Source organism: Bradyrhizobium sp. B025, from assembly GCF_042257955.1.
In the GTDB taxonomy this organism is placed as follows: Bacteria; Pseudomonadota; Alphaproteobacteria; order Rhizobiales; family Xanthobacteraceae; genus Bradyrhizobium; species Bradyrhizobium diazoefficiens.
On record NZ_CP170150.1, the window covers coordinates 8,280,114 to 8,297,359 of the forward strand.

Here is a 17,246-nt window from a genome sequence, read left to right on the forward strand (position 1 = left end):
TGTGCGCTGCTAACGGGCGGACGCCCCAGCAGGTTCCAGGATCGCGGTGACCCGCGTTCGCAAGCCACATTCGGCTTGCGACCTCCGACCGCAGTGCTGCCGCCGATTTCCCGCTCAGGCTGTAACCCATTTCACACACGCCGGGCCGGCGACCTGTCACATTCTCGCGGATTACGCCGGCGCCACGCCCTGATTACGGCGCCCGGCTTACTTTGACATGCACGGAGAGTAGATCGTTCATCCATTTGCGGGAGCGGGAAATGTTGTCATTCGAGAGTTTGAAAGACGAATACGAGCGGAATTGGGCCAGCCTCGAGATCAGGCCCTCACGCCTCGCCGAGGCCAATGCGGTCGCACGCAAGGCCCTCAACGGCAAGGCGACCTATCAGCAGATCGAGCGGTTGACCGGCGTCCCCTGGTATTTTGCCGCGCTCTGCCACTATCGCGAATCCAACTTCGATTTCGACACCTATCTCGGCAACGGCGAAACGATCCATCGCGCGACGACCATCGTTCCGAAAGGGCGCGGCCCGTTTGCCACCTTCGTGGACGGCGCCGTGGACGCGTTCAGAATCGAGAATTTCGTTGGCGCTCACGACTGGGGTGTCGCGCGGATTCTGTTCCGGCTCGAGGCGTTCAACGGCTTCGGCTACCACGCCAAGGGCTGCAATTCGCCCTATCTCTATGGCGGCTCGACACTGTACGGCCCGCCCGAGGCAAGGGCCGGCAAATTCGTCCGCGATCACGTGTTCGACTCGAACCACGTCGATTCCCAGCTCGGCACCGCGGTGATCCTGCATGCGATGATGTCGCTCGATTCCTCGATCGCCATCGACGGCAGCACGCAATTCGTCGGCCGCACCGAGCCCGAGGACGACATCGCCTCGACGGTCGTTCTGATGCAGCAGGCGCTCAACAAGCTCGGCGCCAACCCGCCGCTCGCAGAGGACGGCATCAGCGGACCGAAGACCAAGGCTGCGGTCTCGCAGTTTCAGCAGCAGAACGGCCTGAGGGATACCGGCCTTCTCGACGGGGCCACGGTCGCTGCCATCACGCGCGCGACGCAATCGGGCACCGCCGGGCAGACCGGCGATCTGTCCCAGGCCCTGAAGCGGCTCGAGGACCTCGCGCAGTTGCTGCGACCGTCAGCCGGCGGCGTAACGCCGGGGACGACGACACCGGGCAACACGCTGCCCGCCACCAACGACCCGATCAGCCTGTTCGAACGGCTCTTTTCCCTCATCAACAAGACGGCGCCCATGCCAGGACCGGTCACCCCGACCAATCCCGCCCCCGTCGATCAGCTGAAGCAGGTTGTCGACCTGCTCAGCACCTTGCTCAACAAGGACGGCAAGCCCGTGCTCGGCCAGGTCAACGGCGCGCTCGGCGAGACCATCGGCAAGCTGCTCGACGGCAAGAAGACCGCGCTCGGCATCGGCGGCTCGGTGCTCACCGCGCTGCTGTCGTCGGTGACGGCAAGCCCCAATGCGGGCGGCATTGCCGGATTGCTCGGAACGATCGTGTCGGCCGTGCCGGGCCTTGGCCAGTTCGCGATGCCGATCTCGCTGGCGCTCACGGCCTGGGGCGTGCTCGGCAAGCTGGAGAAGTGGGCGCAGGGCACCGCGCCGCCGCCCAAGGCTACAACGTAAAGCCGACGACGTAGAGCCGACGACCTAACCACAACCGCGCAGCCGTTTCAGCGCGCCTCAAGCCATGCCGCCGGCATCGGCAATGTCTGCCGCACGTCGTTCCATCAACCCGCGCTCGCGCGCATTGGTTGCAAGACGGGCGGCGGTCTCGAACGATGCTCGCGCCTCTGCGAAGCGGCCGAGCCTGTGCAGAAGGTCGCCGCGCACGGCCTGAAGATGGTGATAAGTCCTGAGCGCCGGCTCGTCGGCGATCATCTCGACGAGATCGAGCCCGGCCTGCGGCCCTTCGGCCATGCCGAGCGCGACCGCGCGGTTGAGTTCGATCACGGGCGAGCGCACCAGCGTCGCAAGCTGGCCATAGAGCTCCGCGATGCGTCGCCAGTCGGTGCTTGCGGCCGTCTCCGCGGTGGCGTGACACGCGACGATTGCGGCCTGCAGCATGTAGAACCGGCCGGCTCCGCCGAGCTCGCGCGCGCGGTCCAGCGCCCGAAGGCCGCGCGTGATCTGGAGCCGATCCCACAGCCCGCGATCCTGGTCCATGAGCAGGATGGGCTCGCCATCGCGGTCGGTGCGGGCATGCATCCGCGCGGCATTCAGGTCCATCAGCGCCATGAGACCGTGCACCTCGGGCTCGAGCGGCGCGAGCCCGACCAGCACCCGTCCCATGCGCAGGGCCTCGTCACAGAGCTGCGGCCGCAGCCACTCCTCGCCGCGAGAGGCCGAATAGCCCTCGTTGAAGATGAGATAGACAACCTCGAGCACCGAGGCCAGACGCTCGGAAAGCGCCTCGCCGCCCGGCGTTTCGTAGGTGAGGCCCGACCGCGAAAGCGTGCGCTTGGCGCGGACGATGCGTTGGGCGATGGTTGCCTCCGTGACCAGGAAGGCGCGCGCGATCTCGTCGGTGGTCAGGCCGCAGATCATGCGCAACGCGAGCGCCGCGCGGGCCTGCCGCGGCAGCAGCGGGTGGCAGGCCGTGAAGATCAGCCGCAGCCATTCGTCACCGATGTCGTCGTCAAGGGCGGTGTCGAAATCGGGCATCGCGTCCTGTTCCTGCATCAGCTCGTGCGTCAGCAGGTCCTGCTTGCGGGTGAGCATTTTCGCCCGGCGCAAATGATCGAGCGCACGGCGCTTCGCCGTCGCAACCAGCCAGGCGCCGGGATTGTCCGGCACCCCGCTCAGCGGCCAGGCCTCCAGCGCGGCGACGAGAGCGTCCTGGGTCAATTCCTCCGCGAGCGTCACGTCCCGCAGCATGCGCGACAGCGTCGCGATCAGCCGCGGCTGCACGACGCGCCAAGCTGCGTGAATCGCGGCGCGGATCGCGTGATCGATGTCGGCGGCCGTCATCGCCGCCGACCAGAGCCCTTTCCGTTCCGATGGAATCGGAACGGGGCTCTAGATTCTTGTCTTGACGCGTTTTCTTTACGCGAACCGGTATCCGCTTCGCTTGAAAACGCTCTAAGACGAGCGGTGGTGTTCATCAGGCGTGGGCGGCGACCCTGGAATGCGCGTCGATCTCGCACGCCACGTCGACGCCCGGCGTCGCGAATGCCCGCAATTCGCAGGTACCGTCCCATCCCGGCATGTGATCGAGATGCAACTGCATGAATTCCTTCGCCATGGCCAGGGCTTCCGCCTTGTCGCGCAGCTCGAAAATGGCGTAGCCGCCGATCACTTCCTTGGCCTCGACGAAGGGGCCGTCGATGACGCTGAGCTCGCCGTCGACGATCTTCACCCGTGCGCCGGTCGCAAGCGGCATCAGGCCGCCGGTGTCGAGCATTCGACCGGCCTTGATCTCCCGCTCTGATATTTTCTGCATCGCCTCCATCAGTGCCGGGGTCGGGCCCGCCATCGGCTGGCTGGAGGTGACGATGTACATGAAGCGCATGAAAAACTCCCTTGGCGCGAGCAGCGACCGCTCCGGCCGCAAACCGGCTCGCTATGGATGTGACGATTGAGCCTCGGCTAAATCGACATCCCCGAGAGAAATTATTGGCCGGGAGAAATTATTGCCGCAGCATGATCAGGGGATCGGCGGTATCGGGAACGCGCCGCCACTGCGCGTTGTCGTCGGCCTCGAACTGCCAGACATCGCCTGATTTCGACATCAGGATGATCTGGCCGCGTTCGAGCCGCCATTGCGTCGGATTGAACTGCGCGATGCCCGCATCGCATTTCGGCTTCAGGAAGACCTGGAAATTGTCCGGCCCCGCCTCGGTATTGGTCAGCGTCAGCCCGCAGACCGGCTGGCCGTTGGAGCGCACCATCGACCAGTCGCCGATCATCTGGTCCATCGACTTGGCCATCGAACGGGCGGCGGCGAGGTCCTGCAGGATGTAGACACCTTCGCCCTGCCGCAGCCCCTCGAAGATGCCGGCCTCGACCTCGGTGAAGTCGATCACCGCTTCACCGGTCGCATCCTGCAAGCGAACGATGTCGAGACCCCTGACGCTCCAGGCGACGATGTCCTTGGTGAAGGGCAGCGCGGTCTTGCAGGCCGGCTCCAGCTCCAGCTTGAAGCCCTGGCCCGCGGCGTCGCTCTTCATGGTGACCACGCAGGTCTTGCTGCGCTCGGTGGTCGAGAGCTCCCATTGCCCGGGCATCGTCTTCTTCAGGCTCGTCGCATCCTGCGCCAAGGCAGGGCCGACCGCGGCGACACATGCCGCGATGGCCAATGCAGCGACCCGAAGAACGGTCATCAGCGCCCCTTGAACGGCGTTTCCGCAACCGGGGTCAACGGCGCCTTGCCGGCGAACCAGGCCTTGAGGTTGTCGACGACGAGCTGGTCCATCGCGTTGCGCGTCACCACCGAGGCCGAGCCGATATGCGGCAGCAGCACGACGTTCTGCATGCTCTTGAGCTCGTCCGGCACGCTCGGCTCCGCTGCGAACACGTCGAGGCCGGCGGCCAGGATGGTGCCGGATTTCAGCGCCTGCACCAGCGCCGGCTCGTCGACCACCGAGCCGCGCGCGACATTGATCAGCACGCCGCGCGGGCCGAGCGCCTTGAGCACCTCGGCATTGATCATCTTGTTGGTGCTGGCGCCGCCGGGCACGATCACCATCAGCGTATCCACCGCCTTCGCCATCTCGATCAAATCAGGGTAGTGCTTGTAGGAGACGTCCTTGGACGGGTTGCGGGAGTGGTAGACCACCGGCACCAGCGAGGCATCGAGCCGGCGCGCGATGGCCTGGCCGATCCGGCCCATGCCGACGATGCCGACCTTGCGGTCGCGCAAGGAGCCGACGCTGAGCGGATAGTTCTGCGTCTGCCAGAGGCCGGAACGGACGTAGCGGTCGGCCTTGATGAATTCGCGCACGGTGGAGATCAGCAGGCCCATCGCGACGTCGGCGACCTCCTCGGTCAGCACGTCGGGCGTGTTGGTGACGATGATGTTGTGCTCGGCCGCGTATTTGGCGTCAACGTGGTCGTAGCCGACGCCGAAGCTCGCCACCATCTCGATCTTGGGCAATTGCGACAGCGAGTCCCTGTCGGCACGCACCGTGTGATAGGTCACGGCCACGCCGCGGATCTTTTCGCGGATCGCGGGTGTCAGCCGCTCGAGGTCGCCTCGTGTCTCGGCCTTGTGCACGACGAAATGATCGGAAAACCCGTTCTCGAGGATCGGCCGCACCGGCCCATAGATCAGAAGGTCGATCTTTTCGGACGAAATCGAACCGGCGGTCATCAGTTTTCCTTTCCAAGGGCGCTTTCGTGCCAGCGCCGTAAAACGAGGTGGGAAACTAGCGCCAGCACCCCATAGATGACAATCCCGGCCAGCGACAACAGCAGCAGCGCGGCGAACATGCGGGGTATGTTCAATCGGTAGCCTGACTCGGCGATCCTGTAGGCGAGCCCAGAGCCGGCGCCGGCCGTTCCGGCCGCGATCTCGGCCACGACAGCGCCGATCAGCGACAGCCCTCCGGCGATGCGCAGGCCGCCGAGGATATAGGGCAGCGCCGCCGGCAGCTTCAGGAAGCGCAGGGTTTGTGGTGGCGAGGCGCCATAGAGCTGGAACAGGCCGGCCAGATTGCGGTCGACCGAATTGAGCCCGAGCGTGGTGTTGGAGAGCACCGGGAAGAAGGCGACGATGAAGGCGCAGACGACGACCGCGGTCTGCTGCTCCAGATAGATCAGGAGCAGCGGTGCAATCGCGATAACAGGCGTCACCTGGAGGACGACGGCGTAGGGGAACAGCGAATATTCCACCCATTTCGACTGGTTGAACAGCAGCGCCAGCGCGATACCGCCGACGCTCGCTGCCACAAATCCTTCAAGCGTGGTCAGAAGCGTGGTGGCGAGCGATTGTGACAGCACCGCCCAGTCCTTGATCAGCGTCAGGAAGATCACGGAGGGCGCGGGCAGCACGTAAGGCGGGATCTCCCTGATGCGGACCACGAGTTCCCAGGCGAGAAGCCCGGCCGCAAGCACGATGACGGGAAGCACGAAGCGCACCGCGCGGTGCGCGCCGGACGGACTGGCGGTGACGGAGGGCTGCGCGCTCATAGCACCGGTTGCCCCGAATAGGACGGCGCCAGCGCGGCCGACACCTTCCGGCAATAGTCCGAATAGGCGGCCGAGGTGCGAAACTCCTCTCCGCGCGGCTCGACCGTCTCGATGCGGATGTCGGCCTGGATCCGGCCGGGCCGCGCCGTCATGACCACCACGCGCTGCGACAGATAGACGGATTCGAACACCGAATGGGTGACGAAGATGACGGTCTTGCGAAGGCTGCGCCACAGCGCGAGCAGGTCGTTGTTGAGGCGGAAGCGCGTGATCTCGTCGAGCGCCGCGAACGGCTCATCCATCAGGAGAATGTCCGGATCGGTGACGAGCGCGCGCGCCAGCGAGACCCGCATCTTCATGCCGCCGGACAGCTCGCGCGGATAGGCGTCGGCGAAATCGGCAAGCCCGACGCTCGCCAGCGCTTCGTCGGCGCGCCCGCGCGCCTCCGCCTTCGCCACGCCCGCGAGCTTCAACGGCAGCCGTACGTTCTCGCGCACGCTGGTCCAGGGCATCAGGGTCGGCTCCTGGAATACAAAGCCGATGCCATGGCCCGGCTGTGCAGGTCCCTCGTGACGCGCCATCCGCACGATGCCGGACGACGGCGCGCTGAGCTGTGCGATCAGCCGCAGCGCGGTCGACTTGCCGCAACCCGACGGTCCCAGCAGCGAGATGAACTCGCCCTTGCGCACGGCGAGATCGAGCGGCCCGAGCGCCATGACGCCGTTGTCATAGACCTTCGTCACGCCGCGCAGGCTGACGGCGAGCGCCGTCAGGCTGGCCTCGACCCCGGACGAGGTTTTGACTGGTGACATGGACCTTGCGTTACGGCTTGCTCGGGCGCAGCTCGACGCCGACGCCCTTGTTGACGAAGCGCAGCGTATAGGACTTGCGGAAGTCGAGATCCGGCTTCACCACGCCCGCCTTCACCATCTTGTTGAAGAAGGAGGTGTAGCGCTCGTCGCTCATGGCGCCGATGCCGTTCTTCAACGACTCGCCGGAATCGACGATGCCGTATTCCTTCATCCTGGCGACGGAATAGGCGAGCAGATCGTCGGTCATCTCAGGATTGAGCTTCTTGATCATGGCATTGCCGGCGGAATTGTCGCCGTAGATATAGTTGTACCAGCCGATCATGGAGGCATCGACGAAGCGCTGCACCAGATCGGGCTTCTTCTCGGCGATGTCGCGGCGGGTCTCGATCAGGGTCGAATAGGTATTGAAGCCGTAATCGGCGAGCAGCAGCACGTTCGGCTTGAAGCCGGCGGCCTTCTCGACCGCGAAGGGCTCGGAGGTGACGTAGCCCTGCATCGCGCTCTTGGGATTGGCGATGAAGGGCTGCGGATTGAAATTGTAGGGCCGGACGTTCTTCTCGTTGAAGCCGTATTCGGACTTGAGCCACTGGAAGTAGCTGCTCATGCCCTCCTTGGAGACGAACAGAGTCAGCGGCTTGAGGTCCTCGATCTTGGCGACCTTGGCGTCCGGCTGCGTCAGCATCACCTGCGGATCCTTCTGGAACACCGCGGCGATGGTCACGACGGGAACGTTGTTGGCGACCGCATCGAACGACATCAGCGTGTTCGCGGCCATGAAGAAATCGATCTTGCCGGCGATCAGCAGCATCCGGTTGTTCTCGTTGGGACCGCCGGGGACGATGGTGACGTCGAGCCCGTACTTCTTATAGGTACCGTCGGCGACCGCCTGGAAGAAGCCGCCATGCTCGGCCTCGGCGACCCAGTTGGTGCCGAAGGTGACTTTGTCCAGGGTCTCCGCGCGCGCCGGGACGACCGAGACAAGAGCGGCCATCAAGCCCGCCGTTAACGCTCGCCGCAGATGAGAGAGGGTCATAATGGCACTCCGTCGATCGCTTCTGGCCCAATCGCTTCTGGCCCATGTGAAAGCAACGCGATAAAACCGCATGAAGTTCGGGGACGCGAGCCGGCCAGGCCCGCGTCCCCTCATACGCCAAATTACGTGACAAATTCGGGCAAAGAAACCTTGATGATGCCGTCCCGCGACTGGACCGAGATCCGCTGGGCCGACGCCGTCCCTGCGGAGGTGTCGCGCTGGATCGCGGTGCTGCCGCTGGCGGCGACCGAGCAGCACGGCCCGCACCTGCCGCTTGCAACCGACGTGCTGATCGCGGACGCCTATCTGGCGCGCGTGCGCGAGCTTTTGCCCGCGACCATTCCGGCCAGTTTCCTTCCCGTTGAACCGGTCGGAATTTCCACCGAGCATATCGACTATCCGGGCACGCAGACGCTGCCGACCGACGTGGCGCTGAAAAGGTGGACCGCGATCGGCGAGGAGGTCGCGCGGCGTGGGGTGAAGAAGCTCGTCATTATCACCAGCCATGGTGGCAACAGCGCGGCCATGATGCTGGTCGCGCAGGATCTGCGCGCGCATCACAAGCTGTTCGTGGTGACGACGTCGTGGTCGCGCCTGTCGGGCGCCGACAAGCTGTTCCCGGCCGAGGAGGTGCGCCACGGCATTCATGGCGGCGCGATCGAGACCTCGATCATGCTGGCGCGCTATCCCGACCAGGTGCGCAAAGATGCGATCGCGGATTTTCCCGCGAGCAGCGTCGCGATGGAGACGCAGTATCGCTGGCTGTCGACGCAGCGGCCCGCGCCATTCGCCTGGCAGGCGCAGGATCTGAACGCCAGCGGCGCCATCGGCAATGCGACGCTGGCCGTTCCCGAGAAGGGCGCGCAATTGTTGGATCAGGGTGCGCGCGCCTTCTGCGAGCTGCTCACTGAAGTCGATAACTTCGACGTGAACAGGCTCGCCAAGGGCCCTCTCGGCTAGCCAACATCCTCCTGGAATCATTGAGGAAAGGACCTCACCCGGGGGTCGCATCCGCCGTCTTCGAACCGGACGCGCAGAGCCTCCGTCCAACTGGGCACGCGGGCCACAACGGACCGCCTCAACCCGGATGGAGTTTCACATGTCGATCAAGACCAAGATTGCCGCCGCAGCTCTCGCTGCCCTCGCCGTCACCGGCAGCATCGTGTCCACCACCTCCTCGGCCGAAGCCAAGCAGCCCGGCTGGGTCTGGGGTGTGGGTGCCGGCATCGCCACCGCCGCTGTGGTCGGCTCCGCGATCGCCGCCAGCAACGACCCCTATTACTACGGCTATCACCGCTGCGGCTGGGTCGCCCAGTACAACGCCTTCGGCCAGTACGTTGGCCGCGTTCGCAGCTGCTACTGATTTGAGTACCTGAGGCCGATCTCACGTGGATCCTGCGTCCGACACGGGCGCCTCATCCACCCCGTGTCGTGCCCCGACCCCGCCCGGCTGTCCCCCCGGGCGGGGTCAACCATTTGCGGCCAGAAAAGCCCGGCTACCGCTTGGCTCAGACGATCCTTCCGATTGCACGTCTCGCGTGTCAGGATACGGATAGGCGGCTGGAGGGCGAGGGTGAATTGGCGGGTCTCAATTGGATCGATCCTGATTGCGATCCTGACATCGACACAGGCATTTCCCGAGCCGGCCTTACAGCCGCAAACAGCGCCCCAGGGCGACAGCCGCCCCGCCGTGGACCTCGAGCTCGTGATCGCGGTCGACATTTCCTACTCGGTGCAGCCAGATGACCTGGCGGCTCAACGCGAAGGCTATGCCAAGGCCATCGTCTCGGAGGAGTTTCTGCGGGCCTTGCGGACCGGCCCTGTCGGCAAGATCGCGCTGACCTACTTCGAATGGTCATCGACAAGGGATCAGGACGTCATCGTCCCCTGGCGGCAGATCGACGGACCGGAAGCGGCCGAGGCCGTCGCAGCTGAAATCATGAAGGCACCGATCCGCCGCGGTTCGCGCACGTCGATTTCGGGTGCGATCAAGTTCGCCATGCCGCTGTTCGAGCAGAACCCGTACCGGGGCGCGCGCCGCATCATCGACGTTGCGGGCGATGGCCCCAACAACAACGGCGATCCTGTCGCCACCGCGCGCGACACAGCAGTGCAGCAGGGCATCGTCATCACCGGCCTGCCGGTCATGATCAATGCAACGCCTCCTGGTCAGGTGGACATCAGCCATATCGACCATATCGATTGGTACTATGAGGATTGCGTGATCGGCGGTCCAGGTTCCTTCGTCGTGCCCATCACCGATCGCGAAAACTTCAAGGAGGCGATCCGGACCAAGCTGGCGCTCGAGGTCGCGGGCCGTACGCCGGATCAATCGCCGCCCCCCTCAGTGGACAAGAAGCCGCGGGTTCTCTGCACGATTGGTGAAAAACTCTGGCAGCAGCGGTGGGATACGATCGCTCCGGCGACCAATAGTCCGGCGATGAGCAAACCGGCGGCGAACAGTTCGTCGAGCAAGGAGGACGCGCTGCTCGACAAGAAGATCAAGGGCATCTGCCGCGGCTGCTAGGTGCTCCCGCTGGCCAGCGACCGGCCGTCGAGCCTTCGCGATGCCACCACTCTCCCATCCGTCCTGGATAGGTCCTTCCGCAGAGGTCGACTCCGCTCGAGCAGTCGAGATCCTGTCTCCCTGAGCGATGTTGCAGTCACGTCACACAGCGGTGCGAACCATCACTTGCGGCAATCCGCTTCAGTTGCTATTGCGAATTAATCGCAATAAGGTTTGCAGCAGACACGGGGACTTGGGAAGAAATCGCGTCGGATCGAGATCATCTCGGCCGATCGTGCGAACAACCGGAACCTGGTGACAGGACCGTCGCGAATCGGCAGGGATGTCGGCTGCGGCGGATAGAATACATTCGCGTATTGGGGGCGTGCGTTTTGACGTTGAGAGGTCACCGTTACAGGTATTTGCGGACGGCCGCGGCAATCGCCTCGGGCGTGATGGTTTTGCCCGCCGCGAGCCGCGCGGCCGATCTGCCGCTGAAGGCACCGGCGCTGAAGACCGTCTATGACTGGACCGGCCTCTACATCGGCGCGCATGTCGGCGTCACCCGCGGCACGTCGTCGGCGACACTGATCGATCCGACGCTCGCGACCGACGACCATGTGTTTACCGGCGCGACCGGCGGCGTGCAGGCGGGCTACAACTGGCGCCTCAATTCGGGGCTCCTGCTCGGCGTCGAGGGCGACATCTCGTTTCCGAACTATCTGCCGTCCAACCACGTCGTGTCGTCGGCGGCGACCGTGCTGTCGAGCGCGGAGGAGCGCTGGGACTATGTCGCGAGCCTGCGCGCACGGCTCGGCTACGCCAGCGGCAACTGGCTGTTCTACGCGACCGGCGGCGCGGCCTTCACCGGCGAGCGTTTCCTGTCGACGCCGACCGGCGGCACTGAGGAGAAGGTGTTGCACACGCGGTTCGGCTGGACCGCCGGCGGCGGCGTCGAATATGCCTTCGCGCCGCACTGGAGCGCGCGGCTCGAATATCTCTACAGCAAGTTCGACAACGCCAACGTCACCTTCCCGTCCGGCGCGCAATATTCGTCGTCGATGGATTTCCAGAGCCTGCGCATCGGCCTCAATCGCAAGATCGACTGGCCGGGCGTGCCGACCTACAACCCGAAGTCCGACGTCACCGACACCGAGTCCAGCCGCTGGGAGATTCACGGCCAGTCGACCGTGCTGGGGCAGGGCTACCCCGCGTTCCACGCGCCCTATACCGGAACCAACAGCCTGCTCCCGTCGCCGGATTTCCAGCAGACCTGGAGCAATTCGCTCTATCTGAATGCGCGGCTGTGGGACGGCGGCGAGGTCTATTTCAATCCCGAGCTGCTCCAGGGCTTCGGCTTCAACAACACGACGGGCGCTGCGGGCTTTCCCAACGGCGAAGCGCAGAAGTCCGGCTTCCCCTATCCGCACTTCAACGCCTCTCGCCTGTTCGTGCGCCAGACCTTCGGCTTCGGCGGCGAGCAGGAGGAGCTTGCCAGCGGGCAGCTTCAGCTCGCGAGCAAAGTTGACGTCTCGCGCCTCACCTTGCAGGTCGGCAAGTTTTCCGTGGTCGACGTGTTCGACGGCAATTCCTATGCGCACGATCCGCGCAAGGACTTCATGAACTGGTCGATCTGGGCGTCCGGCGCTTTCGACTACGCCGCCGACAAGCTCGGCCTCGGCTACGGCGCGACCGCCGAATTGAACCAGAAGCAATGGGCGCTGCGCGCCGGCTACTTCCTGATCGATGCCGTCTCCAACTCGAACAATTTCGACATGAACGTCGGCCGTCGCGGCGAATATGTCATGGAGCTCGAGACGCGCTACTCGCTGTTCGGCCTGCCCGGCAAGCTGCGCACGCTCGGCTTCGTCAACAGCGCCTTCTCCGGCAGCTACCGCGAGACACTGGACAATCCCGCGTTCGGCGTCGACATCAGCCAGACCCGCCGCGGCCGCCTCAAATACGGCTACGCGTTCAACGTCGAACAGGCCATCACCGACGATATCGGCGTGTTCGGCCGCTGGAGCTGGAACGACGGCCGCAACGAGATCATGGCCTTCACCGACATCGACCGCAGCCTGTCCGGCGGCGTCTCGGTGAAGGGAACGAAATGGGGCCGGCCCGACGACGTCGTCGCCATCGCCGGCGCCATCAACGGCCTCTCGCAGGACCATCGCGACTTCATCGCCGCCGGCGGTCTCGGTCCGCTGATCGGCGACGGCCAGCTCAACTACCGCCGCGAACGCGTGCTGGAGACCTATTACGCCTACGCGCTGAACAAGGCGCTGACCTTCACCGCCGACTATCAGCTCATCGTCAATCCCGCCTACAACGCGGATCGTGGCCCGGTGTCGGTGTTCTCCGGCCGGCTCCACGGCGAGTTCTGAGCGCGCGCGCCTCGTCCTTCGAGACGCCCGCTTCGCGGGCTCCTCAGGATGAGGCTAAGCAGCATTGGTGCCCGTCGAAACTGCGGCCGCGCACTCCGTCCTCATCCTGAGGAGCCGCCAGAGCGGGCGTCTCGAAGGATGGGCCAAAGGGACGTCGCTCTGCAAATACGATTGCGACCCCAGCGGGGAGAGGAGTTCGATTTTCTACGCGGCCCGGATCGCGTCCAGGAACTTTCCGACCTCGGTCTTGAGACGCGTGCTCTCGCCCGACAGCGATCTGGCTGCCGCGAGCACATTCGAGGATGCCGATCCGGTCTGGCTCGCGCCGCGCTGCACGTCGACGATGCTGGCGGAGACCTGCTGGGTGCCGCGGGCCGCCTGTTGCACGTTGCGGGAAATCTCCCGCGTCGCCGCGCCCTGCTCCTCGACCGCCGAGGCGATCGCGGACGCGATCTCGGACATGCGGGTGATGGTGTCGCCGATCGACTTGATGGCGCCGACGGAATCCTCCGTCGCCGTCTGGATTCCCGCAATCTGCTGGCTGATCTCGCCGGTGGCCTTGGCGGTCTGCTCGGCCAGCGCCTTGACCTCGGAGGCGACGACGGCAAAGCCGCGGCCGGCCTCGCCGGCGCGGGCTGCCTCGATGGTGGCGTTCAGCGCCAGGAGATTGGTCTGGCCCGCGATCTGGCTGATGAGCTCGACGACGTCCCCGATCCGGCCGGCGGCCTTGGCCAGCTCGCCGACGTGATCGTTGGTCCGCCCGGCCTGCTGCACCGCTTCGCCGGCGACGCGCGCGGAGTCCTGGACCTGCCGGCTGATCTCGTCGACCGACGAGGCCATTTCCTCCGCCGCCGCCGCAACGGTCTGCACGTTGGTGGAAGCCTGCTCGGACGCGGCCGCGACGGTCGCAGTGACCTTTTCCGATTGATCGGCCGTGCTCGTCAGCGTTCCCGCCGAGGCCTCCAGCTCCGAGGATGCCGACGCCACGGTGTTGATGACGTCGCCGATCATCGCTTCGAAGTCGCGCGCGATCTGGTCCATCCGCTGGCTGCGACGGAGCTTCGCCTCGGCTTCGACCGCGGCCGCCTCGTCGGCCGCCTTCTTGGCCGCGAGCGAATCCTTGAAGTGCCGCAGCGAGCCCGCCACCTGGCCGATCTCGTCGTTGCGGCCCGTCGCGGGGATCTCGACCTCATGCTGTCCGGCGGCGAGCGTGCCGATCACGTCCGCGAGCCGGCTAAGCGGCGTTACCACGCGGCTGCGCAGCATCATGGTCACGCCACCGAGCGTCCCGAGCAGCGCCAGCACCGCCACGCCCGCAAGCGCGAGCATCGCCAGCGCGCCATCGCGCGCGGCCGCGGCGCGCTCGGCCGCTTCGGCCAGCGCGGCGTCGCGCACGCCGTAGAACATCTGGATGGCCGGCACGATGACACCGGCCAACTCTTCGGCGTTGACGCCGTACTTGCCGTCGCTACGCGCCGCCGGCATTTCCTTATCCACGACGAGCGCGGCTTTGCCGAAATAGGAGTCCGTCGCCGCCTTCAGCGCGATGGCGATGCGGGGCGGGCTTCCGAGCTGGTCGATGCCGGCTTCGATTCGCTCGCGGTCGGCCTCGACACGCCCCTGCATGCGATCCATCAGCGAGAACTCGGCCGCGGTGAGCGGCCGGCGTACGCTCAGCGCCGGCGACAGCGTGGCGGCGCGGCTGCCGGCCGAGACGCGCAGATCCTGCGCCGTCCGTGCCAGGCTCAGCAGCGCCGCAAGCGAGGAATCGGCATTGACGACCTTCGCCTCGAGCCGGTTCATGACCGGCTCGATATTGCCGAGCACCTCGGCAACACCGGGCAGGAAACCCTTGATCGCGGCGCTGTCGCGCGCCGCCAGCGGAACACTCATCGCGCGATCTGCCGCAGCGTTGATCTCCTTCAGCCGCCGCGCGGCACGGTCGAGATGCTCGGCAATCGCTCCGCTGTCATCCAGCACCATGATGGCCCGCCTTGCGTTCTCGAAGGCGGTCTCGGCGGCTTTCGCGGCCTTCGCGGCAGCGTCGATCTGGGCCTGCGTCGCAGCGGCTTCCTGGAAGATCGGTCCAATGTAGGGGGCACGGAGACCGGCGACCTGCTGGCTGACCATCAGGGTCGCACCAAAAGCGTCAACCGTCTTGATCGCATCGGAGCGGTTCGTGAAGATGCGCGCCTGGGGTATCAGCACCTCGGCGCCGAGGATGACTGCAAAAACCGTCACCGTCAGCATCGACAGCGCGAAGAGCTTCCCGATCCGCATCCTTGGGTCCCCGAATACATTGCTACAAATGTCGAAAACCTAGCTGGCGGCCACTAAGGGCCCGTTAAGCAACGGCCCGTAGTTCAGCGGAGTGCCTTGGGCCGCGCGGGTCGCCGGAACGCTGTCATCGCCGGGTTCCCCGTGGTGCCAGATGCGACAGAATTGCCGGGATTTTCCTCGCAAAACGCCTATATCAATGCTTGCGTCGCCATCCGGCCGCACTCGCATACCTCCGGAACATCAATGCTCTCGGTCGAACTCGTCATCGTCGTCGTCCTGATCGTCATCAACGGCCTGCTCTCCATGTCCGAGCTGGCCGTGGTCTCGTCCCGTCCGGCCCGCCTCTCGCTGCTCGCCGCCAAGGGCGTGCGCGGCGCCGACCGCGCGCTGACGCTGGCGGCCGATCCCGGCAAATTCCTCTCGACGGTGCAGATCGGCATCACGCTGGTCGGCGTGCTCTCGGGTGCGTTCTCCGGCGCGACGCTCGGGCAACGGCTGGCGCAATGGCTGGTCGAGCTCGGCCTGTCCGCCGGCATCGCCGACATCGTCGGCGTCGGCATCGTCGTCACGCTCATCACCTACGCCACACTGATCGTCGGCGAGCTGGTGCCGAAGCAGGTGGCGCTGCGCGACCCCGAGAGCATCGCGGTCAAGGTCGCGCCCGCGATGCATGTTCTGGCGCGGATCTCGCTGCCGCTCGTCTTCCTGCTCGATCTCTCCGGCAAGCTGATCCTCACGCTGCTCGGCCGCGGCGGCAAGGCCGAGGAGAAGGTCTCGGAAGACGAGATCCATCATCTCGTCAGCGAAGCCGAAAATGCCGGCGTGCTCGAGCCCGGCGAGAAGGAGATGATCGCCGGCGTGATGCGGCTCGGCGACCGGCCGGTCGGCGCCGTCATGACGCCGCGCACGGAGGTCGACGAGATCGACCTGAACGACGCACCGGAAGCCATTCAGCAGATCATCGCCAAGAGCCCGCATTCGCGCTTTCCGGCCTCGGACGGCGAACGCGACAAGCCGATCGGCGTGCTCCAGGCCAAGGACCTGCTGGTCGCGTTCATGAGCGAACGCACGCCCGATCTGCGGGCGCTTGTTCGCGAAGCGCCAAGCATTCCCGCCTCGGCGGATGCCCGCGACGTGCTCGCGATCCTGAGGGCCGCTCCGGTCCATGTCGGTTTCGTCTATGACGAGTACGGCGCCTTCGAAGGCGTGGTCACCGCGGCCGACATTCTGGAATCGATCGTCGGCGCGTTCCATTCCGAGGAAGGCCCGCCGGAGCCGGCCTATGTCAAGCGCGCAGACGATTCGCTGCTGGTCGCCGGCTGGATGCCGGTCGACGAATTCTGCGAGCTGCTCGGCATCGAGCTGCCGCCGCACCACCGCTTCTACACCGTGGCGGGCCTCGTGCTGCAACACTTCAACGTGCTGCCCAATGTCGGCGACGCCTTCGACCTCGGCGGCTGGCACATCGAGGTGGTCGATCTCGACGGAAGAAGGATCGACAAGATTCTGGCGAGCCGTCGGGGTGAGCAGGCGGCGGCGTGAGTGCGCGCTTGCGTGAAGTGACGCATGCTGTCGCGCCAATCTCCACTCGTCGTCCCGGACAAGCGCGCCTCAAGCGCGCGCCGATCCGGGACCCATACTCCCAGGAAGCCGTTTGGCGAAGACTGGGTGTTCGGTACTACCACCAACCGCAATCGATCGATCACGCGGTATGGGTCCCGGATCTGCGCTGACGCTTGTCCGGGACGACAGCTGAGATTGTGGCTCGCGCTCATGCCAGATGCAGGCGCCTACCCGAACCTCACACCGATCCGCTTTTCCTTGCGCCAGACCACGGTGCACGCCAGATGCTTTCCGTCGGCCTGGATGAGCAGGGTGAAGTGTTCGGGAATGCCGACCGGGCTGGTAACGTCGAGGGCTGCGCCGGTGTCCGAGAAATTGCGGACGGTGCAGTCGATCGCGCCGCCGCCGAACTCGATCGTTCCGGCCTTCAGCACGCGATGCCTGGCTTTGTTGCGTCGCTCGTCCATGGGATGAACTATACCCAAAGTTGAATCAGACGTTAAGCCCCCGCTC

General features: G+C 65.5%; 14 protein-coding genes and 1 pseudogene. 6 read left to right on the top strand and 9 right to left on the bottom strand.

Annotated features, from left to right (window positions below; genetic code table 11):
- The first annotated feature begins 260 nt into the window (after positions 1-260).
- Positions 261-1,649: a peptidoglycan-binding protein gene (locus tag ACE10W_RS39235; protein ID WP_161532551.1), complete on the top strand. Its 1,389-nt coding sequence runs from the start codon at positions 261-263 to the stop codon at positions 1,647-1,649.
- Positions 1,650-1,706: 57 nt separating this feature from the next.
- On the opposite strand, the gene ACE10W_RS39240 is transcribed toward ACE10W_RS39235, so the two are convergent.
- From ACE10W_RS39240 to ACE10W_RS39270, 7 genes are all read right to left on the bottom strand, one after another.
- The gene (locus ACE10W_RS39240; protein WP_304549220.1) at positions 1,707-2,993 is read right to left on the bottom strand and encodes an RNA polymerase sigma factor; all 1,287 of its coding nucleotides are present in this window, start codon (positions 2,991-2,993) and stop codon (positions 1,707-1,709) included.
- Between the two features lie 133 nt (positions 2,994-3,126).
- Entirely contained in the window at positions 3,127-3,534 is a 408-nt protein-coding gene (locus ACE10W_RS39245) for a YciI family protein (protein WP_011082918.1), read from the bottom strand.
- A 118-nt stretch (positions 3,535-3,652) separates the two neighbouring features.
- A complete protein-coding gene (locus ACE10W_RS39250; RefSeq protein ID WP_304549221.1) occupies positions 3,653-4,345 on the bottom strand; it encodes an AprI/Inh family metalloprotease inhibitor in 693 nt (230 codons plus the stop codon).
- Complete coding sequence (locus ACE10W_RS39255) at positions 4,345-5,334, bottom strand: 2-hydroxyacid dehydrogenase (RefSeq protein WP_011082920.1); 990 nt, start codon at positions 5,332-5,334, stop codon at positions 4,345-4,347. Before ACE10W_RS39255 ends, ACE10W_RS39250 begins: the two co-directional genes overlap by 1 nt.
- Positions 5,334-6,152: an ABC transporter permease gene (locus tag ACE10W_RS39260; protein WP_011082921.1), complete on the bottom strand. Its 819-nt coding sequence runs from the start codon at positions 6,150-6,152 to the stop codon at positions 5,334-5,336. The genes ACE10W_RS39255 and ACE10W_RS39260 overlap by 1 nt, the downstream gene beginning before the upstream one ends.
- Complete coding sequence (locus ACE10W_RS39265) at positions 6,149-6,964, bottom strand: ABC transporter ATP-binding protein (RefSeq protein ID WP_028175105.1); 816 nt, start codon at positions 6,962-6,964, stop codon at positions 6,149-6,151. Before ACE10W_RS39265 ends, ACE10W_RS39260 begins: the two co-directional genes overlap by 4 nt.
- Positions 6,965-6,974: 10 nt before the next feature.
- Positions 6,975-7,997, bottom strand: coding sequence for an ABC transporter substrate-binding protein (locus ACE10W_RS39270; RefSeq protein WP_011082923.1), 1,023 nt, complete (start codon positions 7,995-7,997; stop codon positions 6,975-6,977).
- A gap of 153 nt (positions 7,998-8,150) precedes the next feature.
- On the opposite strand from ACE10W_RS39270, the gene ACE10W_RS39275 reads away from it, so the two are divergent.
- From ACE10W_RS39275 to ACE10W_RS39290, 4 genes and pseudogenes are all read left to right on the top strand, one after another.
- Positions 8,151-8,957, top strand: coding sequence for a creatininase family protein (locus ACE10W_RS39275; RefSeq protein ID WP_011082924.1), 807 nt, complete (start codon positions 8,151-8,153; stop codon positions 8,955-8,957).
- Between the two features lie 139 nt (positions 8,958-9,096).
- Positions 9,097-9,360, top strand: coding sequence for a hypothetical protein (locus tag ACE10W_RS39280; RefSeq protein ID WP_028175107.1), 264 nt, complete (start codon positions 9,097-9,099; stop codon positions 9,358-9,360).
- A gap of 210 nt (positions 9,361-9,570) precedes the next feature.
- A pseudogene (locus tag ACE10W_RS39285) lies at positions 9,571-10,404 on the top strand (DUF1194 domain-containing protein); the annotation flags it as partial.
- A gap of 554 nt (positions 10,405-10,958) precedes the next feature.
- A complete protein-coding gene (locus ACE10W_RS39290; RefSeq protein ID WP_304553930.1) occupies positions 10,959-12,890 on the top strand; it encodes a carbohydrate porin in 1,932 nt (643 codons plus the stop codon).
- 204 nt (positions 12,891-13,094) lie between these two features.
- On the opposite strand, the gene ACE10W_RS39295 is transcribed toward ACE10W_RS39290, so the two are convergent.
- Positions 13,095-15,170 (bottom strand): methyl-accepting chemotaxis protein, encoded by a 2,076-nt coding sequence (locus ACE10W_RS39295; protein ID WP_304549225.1) that lies wholly within the window; start codon positions 15,168-15,170, stop codon positions 13,095-13,097.
- Positions 15,171-15,413: 243 nt separating this feature from the next.
- Between ACE10W_RS39295 and ACE10W_RS39300 the strand changes: the two genes are divergently transcribed.
- A complete protein-coding gene (locus tag ACE10W_RS39300) occupies positions 15,414-16,712 on the top strand; it encodes a hemolysin family protein (RefSeq protein WP_028175109.1) in 1,299 nt (432 codons plus the stop codon).
- 248 nt (positions 16,713-16,960) lie between these two features.
- Here ACE10W_RS39300 and ACE10W_RS39305 read toward each other — a convergent pair whose 3' ends face one another.
- The gene (locus ACE10W_RS39305; protein ID WP_011082930.1) at positions 16,961-17,200 is read right to left on the bottom strand and encodes a PilZ domain-containing protein; all 240 of its coding nucleotides are present in this window, start codon (positions 17,198-17,200) and stop codon (positions 16,961-16,963) included.
- Positions 17,201-17,246 lie beyond the last annotated feature (46 nt).